The organism is Microcoleus sp. BR0-C5 (assembly GCF_036705045.1).
Taxonomy (GTDB): domain Bacteria; phylum Cyanobacteriota; class Cyanobacteriia; order Cyanobacteriales; family Microcoleaceae; genus Microcoleus.
In genome coordinates this window covers 48,677-61,793 of sequence record NZ_JAUBTR010000003.1, presented here as the reverse complement: position 1 = coordinate 61,793, position 13,117 = coordinate 48,677, and the positions used below count along the sequence as shown (strand labels likewise).

The window sequence follows — 13,117 nt, the reverse complement described above, 5'->3', positions numbered from 1 at the left end:
GAGCAATTAGTGAGCGTTGCTACACTCCGAGGAGTTTGCCTCAGACTATACTCAGCATGGTTCAAGACCTTGCTTTCGTAGCAGAGTGCTTTTGTCGTTAACTCGTCTGAACTTAAAAGTCTGAAACTTCAATCGTGGAAAAGAATCTAAATCCTGTTTAAGGCGTAGTTAAAGTAAATAATGAACACTAAAAACTTAGATGACCAGGTAGAAAGTACCGACAATGGATCGATCGAAGTTACAAGTAAATTCCACGATGCAGCTACAACAACTTCTGCAGCTTCACCAAAAGAATTCAATGCAGAACAGCTAGGACGTGTCTACTTTATTCGGCACGGTGAAAGTACCAGTAACGAACGCAACATTTTTGCAGGAGTTCTGGATGTTGACCTCACATCCTTTGGCCGATTGCAGGCACGCCGTGCAGGTGTTGACCTCAAGAAAAAAGGTACAAAGTTTGACGCAGTATATGTCTCTCACATGAGACGCGCTAGGCAAACCTGTGAAATTGCCCTTGCTGAAAGTCAAGCACTAAAGTCGCCAAATACCCCGGTTGAGATAGACCATCGAATTAGCGAAAAATCCTTTGGCATTTTTGCTGGTCGCAACCTGAATCTGCTGCGTCTTGCTCTTGGCTACGAAGGCTTCGAGGAAATGTTGCATTCACATAACGAAGCACCCCCGGCTGGCGAAAAGATTGCCCAAGTTTACGCTCGCGCTGCCCGTTTCTACGAAGACAAAATTGTACCGCACTTGGAACGGGGAGAAACAGTTCTAGTAGTGTGCCACCAATATGTATTGGAGCCTCTAGCACTTTATTTAAGCGGTCTACCGCCGACAGCTTATAAACACCTAAAACTCCCCAATGGTAAAGCTCTCAGCGGTGTGGATCTCGTCAAGTTTCGCGATAAGGAATCCGGCGGTGCTGCTTCCCTGCGGAAAGAGATCAACGATCTTTCAATTATGTGGGCGATTTTGATCTATGCCACCGCCTTCTTGCTGGGAAGCTTGGCAAGGGCAATCAGCACCTCAGAAGCAGGGATTCCGTCAGTCCTATTTCGAGCAATAATCGTTGCGTGTCTTGCCGCCTCAACGTTTTATACCTACTTAGACATTGACTTTGCAGCGAGTAAACGCAAAGTAACCTCTACTGTAAAGTATCTCGTTTACGGGTGGATGGCAGTGCGATGGGCAGTTGGGCTATTTTTAATATTTTCTGGATTTTTGTATCAGACTGAAGCGGATCTGTACAAAGTTTTGTGGGTGCTGTTTTGGATGGTTCCGCCAGCCCTTACTTCCCCAGTTTTATCCGTGCTTTGGGGCGGTAATCTTTATCCGTCGGCTCTTTTGTCAAGAACGCTATCAATCGTTGCTCCACTGGCGCTTCTGGCTACATTGAAGGTTGCCAATTTACCCATTAACGTTGACAGCCTGATATTTTTCGGCATTATTCTAATTTTAGGTCTGGCAATACCGGGTGCGATCGCCCAGTTTTGGCGCGACAAATCCCCTGTTGAATCAAACCACCACAGTAAAAACTGGAAATTCATCGGAGTGCTTGCTGTCGCATTCATGGCCTTGGCAACAGGGTTTCAGTTTACTCCATCAACCTTCATTTCGGATCTATTTTCTTCAACCGATCCGAATCGCTCGCTCGCTTGTCTGCAACAACTAGCATTGGCAACTTTGGTCTTTGTCTCAATGCGGGTTTTGGCTGTATTAACCTCAGCATTTACGAATGGCAAGCTTAGCAAGGCAGAAGCTCGCGATGCTTACATCCTGCTTGTGAATCCCAACTTTTTCCTTTGGGCTGCTCTTTTCATCGGAGTTAGTGCAACTGCCAATCCCCAAGCCGTAAAATATGCAATTTTTTGGGCAGCGCTGGGGTTCTTCTGCATACCACTCATCGAACAGATATTGTTCATGAATTCATTTGGCAATGACATACTGAGAGAAACACTGCGTTCTTCGAGAGTGGCAACAGCAGATATCAAAAAGCTTTTCATGCAATTGGATACGGATGGAAGTAAGGCGCTAGAACGAACTGAGATTATGGAGTTGTTAGGGCTAATCGAAGATATGACAACAGGCGAACGTAGCTCTGAAGAAGTCAGAAGCTACATCACTGATTATCTTTTTAATACTCTTGACTCCGATAAAAATGGCAGTGTTGATTTAGCAGAGTTAGAAGAGTACATATCAACGTATGGGTTGGTTGCTAACCTTAACGTTGCTCAAATCTAAACTTTGGATCAATAAGCTGTGGAGCATTTAAAATAGTATTGTATGGTGCGTCATTCCGCAGCGTTTCCCTTGCCGATGGAAGCGATAGAGCTGACGCACCCTACTGGCCTCGTTAGGGATGAGAATTAAATAAAATCCACTTTTCATGACTGTTGTGGGATGGGCGTCCCGCCCGTCCTTTCTGGGCGGGCGGGACGCCCATCCCACAAGAAAAAAGGGAAATTATTTAATTGACGATCCTTAGTGGTTTAAATGCTCCACAGCTTAAGCATGACATCATATTCAAATTTGAGAAATGATGTCATGCTTATTTGTCCGACTGCTGTATGCAGGAATGCAATAATGATAGTTTTAGCTGGCTCCATAACTGGCGAAAAATTGGAAAACAAAAAAAACCGAGGTTAATCTCATGATGGATACTCCGAGAAAAATTTTAGAGGAATTGCGACAAGTCTTTACCAAGATTGCTGGAAAAGACCAACAAATCGATCGCTCAGAGTTTAAGAAAGCTATGGGGCTGAAAGACGAATATTTTGCCGAGCGAATGTTTGCGATGTTTGATAACGATAAAAGTGGCGTTATCGATATCGAGGAATTTCTGAAAACAGTAGAAGAACTTGTCTTTGCCACAGAAGAAGAAAAACTAAAATTTGCTTATCAATTGCACGACATTAACGGGGATGGCTCCATCGAAAAAGACGAAGTTTCTCACTTGATTGCTGCTAGCTTGAAGGAAAATAATTTAACCTTTCCGCCGGAACAAGTTACCGGTCTGGTTGACATTTTGTTTTTAGAAGCTGATACCGATAAAAGTGGCGAAATTTCTTTTGAAGAGTTCAAAGGTTTAATCGGAAAGCATCCCGATCTGCTTGAGGCGATGGCAGTTAGCCCGGTTAGCTGGTTAAAACCTCGCCAGCCAGACGACGACGCCATAGCAGTTGCGCCCAAAGAGAAAAGGTCGCCAAAGGCGTACATCAAGCATTATATTCAAAACAACTGGGTCAAGATCGCTTTTTTGTCCCTCTATCTTATTGCCAATCTGGTTCTTTTCTTTGGGGCTGTCGATCGATATGCAAGTCAAGGCGCAAATGTGTACGTTCAAATTGCGCGGGGATGTGGCGCAGCGCTCAACTTCAACGGGGCATTGATCCTGATTCCCATGCTGCGGCATTTTATGACTTGGCTTCGCAAAACGAGGATCAACAACTATCTGCCGATAGATGAGGGCATCGAGTTTCACAAGCTCGTGGGTCAATTCATGTTTGCCTTTGCGATCGTCCATACGATCGCGCATTTTCTCAATTACACCACATTGCCGGTTCCCTTTGCACAAAGTCTTTTTGCAACGAAGGCTGGCTTGTCAGGATTTTTATTACTGCTAGTTTTCGCAGTTATGTGGGTGACAGCGCAAGCTCCAATCCGTAAAGGCGGAAAATTTGCGCTTTTCTATACAGCTCATATGTTGTACGTCGTGTGGTTTGCCCTGGCGTTAGTTCACGGGCCAGTTTTTTGGCAGTGGGTGTTGTTACCTGTTGTGGGATTCGCGATCGAACTGGTTATTCGCCGCCAGAATACAAAAGAGCCTGCCTATGTAGTTAATGCCTCTTTACTCCCCTCCAAAGTTCTAGGTTTGGAAATTGCACGTCCGAAATCTTTCCACTATCAACCAGGGGACTACGTGTTTGTTAAATGTCCCAGTCTCTCCAAATATGAATGGCATCCATTCACAATTAGTAGCGCCCCCGAAATGCAGGATGTCTTATCTGTACACATACGCTCTGCGGGCAGTTGGACTGGAAAATTATATCAACTTTTCCGAGAACAGCACGAGCAATGGATACGGTCAGGTAACTCTAAATACGAGCCTGGAGTGCTTGTCCATTTAGATGGGCCCTATGGGACACCAAGTACCCATATCTTTGAATCTAAGTACGCTATTCTCATCGGTGCGGGTATTGGCGTAACTCCCTTTGCCTCTATTCTGAAAAGTATGCTGTACCGAAGCCAACACGGTTCTTCAGGAATGCGTTTGCAAAAGGTACATTTTTACTGGCTCAACCGAGAGCAAAAAGCGTTTGAATGGTTTGTTGAACTCTTATCCAGAATCGAAGCCCAAGACACTAAGAACCTATTTGACATTAATCTGTATCTGACAGGTGCCCAACAAAAGTCAGATATGAAATCCAGCACCCTATTTGTGGCAATGGATTTGATGCATTCCCAAACGCAGGTTGATTTGATTACAGGTTTAAAGAGCCGTACACAAACTGGTCGTCCCGACTGGGAAGAGATTTTCCGCGATGTAGCACAGCAACACGCGCCCAATAAAGTTGACGTATATTTCTGCGGCCCTCCTGGACTATCGGTACAATTGAGAAATCTCTGCCATAAATACGGGTTTGGCTATAGGAAAGAAAATTTCTAGCAAAACTTCTGGCAATTGATTTATGATATTCAGCTAGAGTCATAAGTTTAGGACTTACACAGAAACCGGGGTTCTTTGACGTAAAATAGGCTTTCTGGCTATTTCTATCCGTCGAGAAACCCGGTTTATTTGAACTTTTGCGTAATTCCTGAACTTGCTCTCCGTCATCTCCCAAAAAACCTTACTTGAATATCGAAAAACGAGGAAAATATCCAATGAAGTTAGACAAGTTTGTACTAGCACAAAATATGGCATTTCTAATAGCCATCCCACCAGAAAGTAATTTGGCGAAATTGTTCTCCTTTTGCTTGGCCACAAAGGTTAGAAAAAAGATGAGCGGAACAGAAATCTTAAGGATCACCTGTGAGCTAATGGAAAACCCATCTAATTTGCCCTATTGGACTCAAGAGGTGATGGGACTCGATTTAGATTACAGCAGTGAAGAGTGGAAAGCTTTAGGAGAAATGGGCATCAACGATGCAGGAGAGTTTATGGCTATGGTGTCTCAAGAATTGGAAAATTTGAGTTTGTAATATTTTGCCCTGGCGTAAGCAAAGAAACTCTCTTCCAACTCTCTATTAAAAGCATTTATCAGAGCCGGATAGTTAAAAAACCCGGTCTTTAGACAAGGGAGCATCACCTTTCAAAAGAGAAACAAAAATATGTCTTTAAATGTTGAACTTTTAGAGCAAAGTTTTGAGAAAATCAAACCTCGTGCTGATGAATTTGCCACTACTTTCTACGATAACCTGTTTAAACTTTATCCAGAAGTGAAACCACTGTTTGCCAATACTGAAATGGCAAAGCAACAGAAAAAGCTGATAAATGCTCTGGTTTTGGTAGTAGAAAATCTTCGTTCTCCAGAGGCTTTAGGGCCAGTTCTAAACGCACTGGGAGGGAGACACGTGGGTTATGGAGCGATCGCCAATTCTTACCCGGCAGTTGGAGAAGCATTACTAATGACCTTTGAGGAGTATCTTCAGGAAGATTGGACTATTGAAGTCAAACAAGCATGGATCGATGCCTACGGCGCGATTACTGCTTTGATGTTAAAAGGCGCTGGGGTAGAAACGACACATGAAGAAGTTCAATTAGAAACAGAGATAATTCCAGACAAACAGGTAAATATAGCAGCTAATCACCCACTAGAATCAGTTCCCGAAAAAGAGCCAGAGTTAGCCGTAGATGTACTGGAAAGCAGTTTCGATAAAATCAAACCTCGTGCTGATGAATTTGCCGCTAGCTTCTACGAAAACCTCTTCATCGCTCACCCAGAATATAAACCGCTGTTTGCCAATATTGAGATAGAAAAGCAACAGAAAAAGCTGATAAATGCTTTGGTATTGGTAGTAGAAAATCTCCGCTCTCCAGCAGCTTTAGGGCCTGTTCTCAATGCCTTGGGAGGCAGACACATCGGCTATGGGGTAATCCCCAAATATTATGGGCCAGTTGGAGACGCACTGCTGATGACTTTTGAGCAGTATCTCCAAGAAGATTGGACTCCCGAAGTAAAGCGGGCATGGACAGATGCCTACAGAACAATTACTGGTTTGATGCTAAAAGGCGCAGGTGTTGTTTCTACACCCAATGTTGTCCCAGATGAAAAAGATGTCACCCACCATCAGCCAAAAGAATCAAAGACACAATTACTGAACGAATCTAAGCCGATCGCGCCGCCAACCGAGGAACAGAAAAAGCCTTTAGGATTAATTCAGTTGGATGGTAAAATTATCCCCAAAATGCTCTCGAAAATAACTGAGAGTTATCAGCAATTTCAAGGTCAATCATTCGTTCAGCAATTGGGTGAAGTTCTCAAAGGAATTTTAGAAAAATTCATTGATAATTTTTGGACGCAACCAGCCTGGTTAGTGGCTAGTGTTTCAGCCGTTCTGTTCATCATAATTTATGTGGGGGCGGATGATAATTCTCTGATTGGAGAGATTCTGGAGAGTGTTGATGCTCTCAGTCTTGTCGTTGCTTTAATTTTATTCATTAAGGAAGCACCCGATCGCAGAAAGCAATTTCACTACCAAGCTTGGAGCACGGTTGATGCAGCACACGGCGTAAAAGTTAGCTATGCCAGAATTCTGGCACTCCAAGATTTGAATGAGGATGGTGTTTCTCTTAGAGGTTTGGATGCTATTGGTGCGGAGTTAGTAGATATTAATCTTCCTCATGCCAATCTCAGTAAAGCCCATTTGATGGAAAGCGACTTGAGTAATGCTAATTTGACTTATGCCAATTTAGATAATGCTAATATCAGTCAGGTTAAACTTAGTGGTGCAAATTTAAGTCATGCAAAACTGAGTTTTGCTAGCTTGACTCAGGCTAATCTTAGTAGTGCGAATCTTAGCAATGCTAATTTAATTTGTGCGGACTTGAGTAATGCGAACCTGAGTGGTGCAGATTTGAGAGATGCTAGTTTGAGTGGTGCAAACTTGAAGAGTGCCTACCTAACTGGTGCAAATCTCAAAGGTGCTAAAGTTAGCATTTCTGACCTGAGTGGTGCTTTGCTCGAAGGTGCTGTTATGCCTGATGGATCAAAGTATAAGTCTCTGGAAGATGGGGTCACAAATAAATAAACTGATGCCAAGTTTTTTATGACTTTGAGGTATGCTTTTCTACTAAAATGGTGACGACACCTTGAGTAGAAAAGCTTTGGGTTACGGAAAAGTGTTCGCTACGAATGGTGAGAGATTACTCTTTAATTTCTGAGACATACAATGTCCGCTCAAGAAGTTGTTGCCTTGCTCCATGAACTGGTAACAGGCTTTGATGAAATGACAGAAAAATACGGTATGTCTGCGATCGCTGCCCTGTGCTATGGTTGAGTTTATATTCGGTTATCTGTAATTTGGGTGGAATTGGACCCATCCAAAGATTACGCCTTAAACCGCTGCATTTAGGCGGAAAACCCCTTTAATTTATTTGCTCAAAACCGACAAACCCATAAGCAAGGCTCATTCTATGGCCACCACAACCGACGAGCCATTACCCTTACACGAACTTATTTCGCGGATTTTGGCACCGGAACCCTCATTCCAGAAGCCGAAGGGACTTCTAGCGGGATTGGGTACAATGCAAGCCCTCAATCAGCGCCTCGCAAATCAACCCCTGCTGGATTTCATCAACGCCACTTTGCGGGGAATTAGTCAGGTCATTTTCGTCAATAACCCTTTGAGTGGATTGCTAATCCTCGCTGCTATGTTCATTCAGTCTCCCTGGCTGGGGGGCATGAGCTTAGTCGGGACTGCCAGCGCAACGCTAATGGCGATCGCCCTCAAAGCCAATCCAGGCGCCATCCAGAATGGTATCTTCGGGTTGAATGGAATGCTCGTTGGTGCGGCCATGGCGTTCTTTGGGGCGTTTGGCAATGGAGCCTGGAATCCTGTCTGGGCGATCGCCGCCATTATCCTCTCTGCTCTCACAGCCGTGGTGATGGAGACGGTAGGGACGTGGTTCGCCACTCGGTTCAGAGTTGCTCCACTGGGCATCCCATTTAATGGGGTGATGCTCACCTTTCTACTAATACTGGCATTTGTACCCCAACCCTTCTTCGATCTGGGGCCGCCGCCGCCACCTTTTCCCGCTGGTGCGATTGACGGATTTCGCTTGATCCAATCGCTGCCGATCAGTCTCGCGCAAGTCTTTTTCTCAGACAAGCTTGTTTCTGTTGGGCTAGTCGTCCTAGGCATTGCCATCTGTACCCCGATTGGCGCAGTGGTGGGATTGCTCGGTTGCGCCATGTACCTGCTAGCCGGTTTGCTGCTGGGAGCCAAGCCCGATCAACTGTATACGGGGTTGTGGGGGTACAATGCAGCTCTCACGGCGACGGCAATTGGGGGAGTGTTTTACACGCCAAACCGTCTCAGCATTTCGATTGGTCTCCTCTGTGCTTTCTTGGCATCGATCGCCAGCATTATCCTGGCTCCCCTGTTCTCGCTGCTGAAGCTACCCGTTCTGTCCGTGCCTTTTGCAATTGTGACGATTGGGTGCTTTCTGATCTTGCAGCGATCGCTGCCTTCCCTTGTACCGGTGGTGCTGCATACAGTGGCAAGTCCAGAGGAACATCGACAGCGGTTCCGTGTAGCCAAGGAAACTATTGCTAGCTTCCGGCAACAACTCAGAGCCGCACTTGAGGGGCAGCAACGCAACATCTTGTTTGAGCAGGCAACTCCTGCGATTAAAGGCGATTTACGCTACATCTTCGATGCAATCGATCGCGATCGCAGTGGGTTTCTCTCAACCCAGGAGCTTGCAAGTCACTTGCATCAGGCAGGAAAAGTCCTCTCTGAGGGTGAACTGACCTATCTGTTCAACTGCATGGATAGAGATCGCAGTGGCGCGATCGACTTTGAGGAATTTGGCGAATTAATGTTGCGCCATCAACGGTTGATGTCGAGATATACAGAATTTGTCACCTATTTCCTACCGATTGATGTCGATGCAGATGATGCCATCAGTATGCAGGAGATGAATACGGCACTAGCCAGTTTGAAAGAGCCAGCTCTGTCTAAGGATGAAATCACATTTTTGCAAGAGAAAACAGGAGGACAGGCGTTGACTTGGAATCGGTTTATTGAGGTGCTGCTGCTGACTTGAAGCGTGATCGCTCCTTGATAAGTAACCACACAAAATTAATTACATAAAGACTCCTTGCTGGGCAAGGGTTTCAGGAGAAATATTGTGTAATTAATTTTGCACAACTACTTACTAATCTCGATCGGACTTTTATACAATCATCCCTTACTTGAGGAACCTTATCCTATGACAACTCAACTCACTCATCCCAGAATCATTCTCGACACCGATCCGGGCGGAGATGATATCTATGCTTTCCTTTGGCTTCTGAGCTTGGTCAAACAAGGACTCGCTGAACTTGTCGCCGTTACTTCCGCAGATGGCAATGTAGCTGCTAAACGCACGTTTTCTAGTGCGTCCCAGATTTTAAATTTAGCAGGGTTCCCAAACATTACAGTTGGTCGCGGTGTCCCCATAAAACAAGTTGTGGAAGATGCCGGACATATTCATGGGGCGGATGGGATGGGCAATCTGTCTCATACTTTACCCCCAGCCACCCATAATTTTGAGGATGCTCGCTACTCCGACGAAATCATCATCGACGAGCTGAACGCTGCTCCAGGGGAAATTACCATTGTAGCGATCGGTCCCCTGACAAACCTCGCTGCGGCGGAAATGAAAAGCCCCGGCATCCTGAAAAAAGCCAAGGAAATTGTCATCATGGGAGGTGCTTTTTTCTGTTCCGGTAATGTGACTCCCCATGCCGAATTCAATATTTGGTTTAATGTTGAAGCTGCTCAGACAGTATTTGACAGCCGAGATGATATTGTCGTGATGCCGCTAGACGTAACGCGCCACTTAATTTTCACACGAGATATGACTCACGAAGTCACTCAGGCGAATCCAGAGAGTAAACTTTCTCAATTCTTAATACCCCTTTGTGAGTTCATGATTGGCACAGCCTTGGGTTATCGAGAAACAGCAGGAATTCCAGGTCTTCTTGTCCATGATGCAGCAACCTTGGGATACCTGTTTTATCCAGAAACTTTGATGTTGAAAAGGGCAAAAGTCCGAGTTGAAACAAAGGGAGAGTTGACACTGGGACAAACGTCGATCGATAGTCGTCCTGCACCGAAAACCGGAGCAAATGCCTGGGTAGCGTTGCAGGTTGATGAGAGCAAATTTTTCACCAGTTTCGTTGAAGATTTGAAGCAGCTATTCACAACCGCCTAGCTTTCATGAAGGCGAGATATCCAGCTTCTCTAAGAAGCCGGGTATCTGAACCGAACAGGCAAAATTAAACGTGTTAGTTTCACAAAGGTAAAAAATAATGACGACCACAGAGCGGTTTAAAAAGTTCACTATTTTGCATTCCAATGATATGCACGGAGACTTTCTGGCAGAGGCTGGGGGTGAAGAGGGTCATCTGATAGGTGGAGTGTCGCTGCTTTCCGGCTATATCAATAAGGTACGCCAAGAAGAGAAAAACGTACTGTTTGTCATTTCAGGTGACATGGTGCAGGGTTCTCTCATTGATAAGGAATATAGAGGTATTTCAACTATAGAGATTATGAATTACCTCGCTCCCGATGTAGTGACTCTGGGGAATCACGAATTGGATTATGGGTTGCCTCACTTACTATTCTTGGAAAAAATGGCAAATTTTCCAATCGTGAATGCCAACTTGTATATCACAAAGTACAATAAACGCTTGATGAATCCATATGTCATCCTCAATGTAGATGGATTCGATATTATGTTCATCGGAATTGTAACTGAAGAAGTTCTTAAGTCCTTAAAACGCGATCTCAGTATTAGCACATTTCTAAGTCTTGAAGATGCCGCCTCAGAAGTTGGGAAAATTTGCGACGCCTACAAAAATGAGGACATTGACCTAACAATTCTGCTAACACACATCGGTTTTGAAGAGGATAAAAAATTAGCAGCAATGCTAAACCCGGAATGGGGTGTGGATATGATTCTTGGCGGACACTCCCATACATTTTTAGAACAACCTGCCGAAGTTAACAATATTCTGATCGCACAAGCTGGAATTGGCACAGACCAAATAGGACGTTTCGATATTGTAGTAGATGACGATACTAACAGCATTGTTGAATGGAAGTGGCAACTCCTGCCTGTAGATAATAATCTGGCCGAGCCAGATGCAGAAATCGAAAAGCTGATTGCGACTTTCCAAGAACAGGTCGATCGCAAATATAATCGATTGATTGGACGATTAGCACATAAACTGACCCATCCTAATCGTGAAGAAGAAACAGAATTGGGTAACTTAATCGTTGATATTGTTGCCCAACTCGATATGTTGTTGGATGTAGCTCTGATCGGAAGCGGTTCAATCCGTAAAACAAAATTAGGCCCGCTAGTTACACTGAGCGATCTTAAAGAAGTTTTTCCTTACGACGATGTACTTTATAAACTTAAAGTTACAGGCCTACAGCTCAGCAAAGTTTTCGCACATATTATGAGACAGGAAAACAGAATACCTGGTGAAAGTTGTTGTTTTCAGGTCAGCAAAGGTGTTCAGGCAGTTTACAGTGATTCTCAAAATCAGCTTGAATCTTTGAGCATTAATGGAGAGCCCGTACAAGCCGATGCTCACTACACTATCTGTGTAGAGGAATATCATTACAAAAATTCAGTGCATAGTCTAGGCATAACAAGTGAAGAATTGACACAATTAGACAACGCAAAGGTAGTTGCAACATCCTGCCAGAATATCCTTGAAGAATACTTTAGCCATCATCAAAATCTGAACAGCCAGATCGAAGGTCGATCGATCTACAAGTAGAATGTTCAGAGCTAGTTCTCAGTGATTGTGATTATTGGGCAGGCAAGATGCCTGCCCGGGAGATAATGACTATCTTGCGCGGTGACTTTTTTGGCGAGATGGCACTGTTTAGTGCAGAACAAAGTCCGATATCAATCGCTGCTGTTGACGATTTGCAAGTTCTTGTTATTTACTCAGATGCTGTAAATACGATGATTGAACCTCAACCCACCTTGGGGAGCGAGATAGGTCAAATTATCGAAGCGCGAAGCAAAGCGGTAAGTATGGTCGGGCAGGCAGATGTTTCGTCAAGAGCTGAGGTTGATTCCATATGAGGATTTTGAACTAAATTGATATCGAGTAAGCAATTATTTGTCACTGCAAGTTCCACGCGCAATAAATTACCTTATAAACTCAAAATTTATCGATCGCCAAATGCCAGTTTTTCTGATGCAGCCGATCGCACATCTGCACTTTCTCATCCGCCAAATATCGCTGAAATTCCGGTTTTTCCAGACCGCTGCGCCACATCACCAGAGCATCTTCTCCAGTGTCTTCGTAGTATCGCTTGCGCCGTCCAGCCTCTTTAAAACCAAACTTTTTGTACAGGTAAACTGCCGCTACATTAGAATCCCGCACTTCTAAAGTCGAGCGCTCTAATTGCCTGTCACAAGCCGATTTTAGCAAAGCCAAAAGCAGAGCTTGTCCCAAACCCTGACCTTGAAACTGAGGATGAATTGCCAGCATTATAATGTGAGCTTCTTCTAAAATCGCCCACAAACAACCGATACCGATGAGAGTTGGCGGAATCTGTAGGGGCGGTGCCCCCGTGCCCGCCCGAATCTGTAGGGGCGGTGCCCCCGTGCCCGCCCGAATCTGTAGGGGCGGTGTCCCCGTGCCCGCCCGAACCTGTAGGGGCGGTGTCCCCGTGCCCGCCCCCTCCCATGTCCAAAGACCTAATAAATCGCTGTTAGGACTGTCTAACTCGCGCCTGTAGCCTTCGAGCGCCCAAAGTCCGCCAAAACAAAGTCGATCGAGTTCGACTGCACTGTTGAGGTCTTCTGTGGCGAGATGTTTAATTTGTAGAAAACGCACAGTCGATTTTAAATTTGAGATTTGAGATTTGAGATTTGATC

9 protein-coding genes are annotated in these 13,117 nt (G+C 44.8%); 8 read left to right on the top strand and 1 reads right to left on the bottom strand.

Annotation, left to right across the window (positions count from 1 at the left end; translation table 11 throughout):
• Positions 1–180: 180 nt before the first annotated feature.
• The 8 genes from QUB08_RS02040 to QUB08_RS02005 all read left to right on the top strand — a co-directional run bounded on the left by QUB08_RS02040 (position 181) and on the right by QUB08_RS02005 (position 12,316).
• Positions 181–2,244: a histidine phosphatase family protein gene (locus QUB08_RS02040; RefSeq protein WP_333223030.1), complete on the top strand. Its 2,064-nt coding sequence runs from the start codon at positions 181–183 to the stop codon at positions 2,242–2,244.
• 409 nt (positions 2,245–2,653) lie between these two features.
• A complete protein-coding gene (locus tag QUB08_RS02035; RefSeq protein WP_333223028.1) occupies positions 2,654–4,669 on the top strand; it encodes an EF-hand domain-containing protein in 2,016 nt (671 codons plus the stop codon).
• 371 nt (positions 4,670–5,040) lie between these two features.
• Positions 5,041–5,202 (top strand): hypothetical protein, encoded by a 162-nt coding sequence (locus QUB08_RS02030; protein WP_333223026.1) that lies wholly within the window; start codon positions 5,041–5,043, stop codon positions 5,200–5,202.
• Positions 5,203–5,331: 129 nt separating this feature from the next.
• Positions 5,332–7,251: a pentapeptide repeat-containing protein gene (locus tag QUB08_RS02025; RefSeq protein WP_333223024.1), complete on the top strand. Its 1,920-nt coding sequence runs from the start codon at positions 5,332–5,334 to the stop codon at positions 7,249–7,251.
• Between the two features lie 385 nt (positions 7,252–7,636).
• Complete coding sequence (locus tag QUB08_RS02020; RefSeq protein ID WP_333223022.1) at positions 7,637–9,271, top strand: urea transporter; 1,635 nt, start codon at positions 7,637–7,639, stop codon at positions 9,269–9,271.
• 165 nt (positions 9,272–9,436) lie between these two features.
• Positions 9,437–10,423 carry a nucleoside hydrolase gene (locus QUB08_RS02015; protein WP_333223020.1) on the top strand — a complete coding sequence of 329 codons (987 nt, stop codon included), beginning with the start codon at positions 9,437–9,439 and terminating at the stop codon, positions 10,421–10,423.
• A 97-nt stretch (positions 10,424–10,520) separates the two neighbouring features.
• Positions 10,521–12,002 (top strand): bifunctional UDP-sugar hydrolase/5'-nucleotidase, encoded by a 1,482-nt coding sequence (locus QUB08_RS02010; RefSeq protein WP_333223018.1) that lies wholly within the window; start codon positions 10,521–10,523, stop codon positions 12,000–12,002.
• Between the two features lie 65 nt (positions 12,003–12,067).
• Entirely contained in the window at positions 12,068–12,316 is a 249-nt protein-coding gene (locus QUB08_RS02005; protein WP_333223016.1) for a cyclic nucleotide-binding domain-containing protein, read from the top strand.
• A gap of 79 nt (positions 12,317–12,395) precedes the next feature.
• Here the strand turns inward: QUB08_RS02005 and rimI are convergent, their stop codons facing one another.
• Positions 12,396–13,076 carry a ribosomal protein S18-alanine N-acetyltransferase gene (gene rimI / locus QUB08_RS02000; RefSeq protein WP_333223014.1) on the bottom strand — a complete coding sequence of 227 codons (681 nt, stop codon included), beginning with the start codon at positions 13,074–13,076 and terminating at the stop codon, positions 12,396–12,398.
• Between the last annotated feature and the right edge of the window lie 41 nt (positions 13,077–13,117).

Coding starts and splice junctions, on each gene's coding strand:
- QUB08_RS02040 (WP_333223030.1), top strand. CDS start 181: ATGAACACTAAAAACTTAGATGACCAGGTAGAAAGTACCGACAATGGA.
- QUB08_RS02035 (WP_333223028.1), top strand. CDS start 2,654: ATGATGGATACTCCGAGAAAAATTTTAGAGGAATTGCGACAAGTCTTT.
- QUB08_RS02030 (WP_333223026.1), top strand. CDS start 5,041: ATGGAAAACCCATCTAATTTGCCCTATTGGACTCAAGAGGTGATGGGA.
- QUB08_RS02025 (WP_333223024.1), top strand. CDS start 5,332: ATGTCTTTAAATGTTGAACTTTTAGAGCAAAGTTTTGAGAAAATCAAA.
- QUB08_RS02020 (WP_333223022.1), top strand. CDS start 7,637: ATGGCCACCACAACCGACGAGCCATTACCCTTACACGAACTTATTTCG.
- QUB08_RS02015 (WP_333223020.1), top strand. CDS start 9,437: ATGACAACTCAACTCACTCATCCCAGAATCATTCTCGACACCGATCCG.
- QUB08_RS02010 (WP_333223018.1), top strand. CDS start 10,521: ATGACGACCACAGAGCGGTTTAAAAAGTTCACTATTTTGCATTCCAAT.
- QUB08_RS02005 (WP_333223016.1), top strand. CDS start 12,068: ATGACTATCTTGCGCGGTGACTTTTTTGGCGAGATGGCACTGTTTAGT.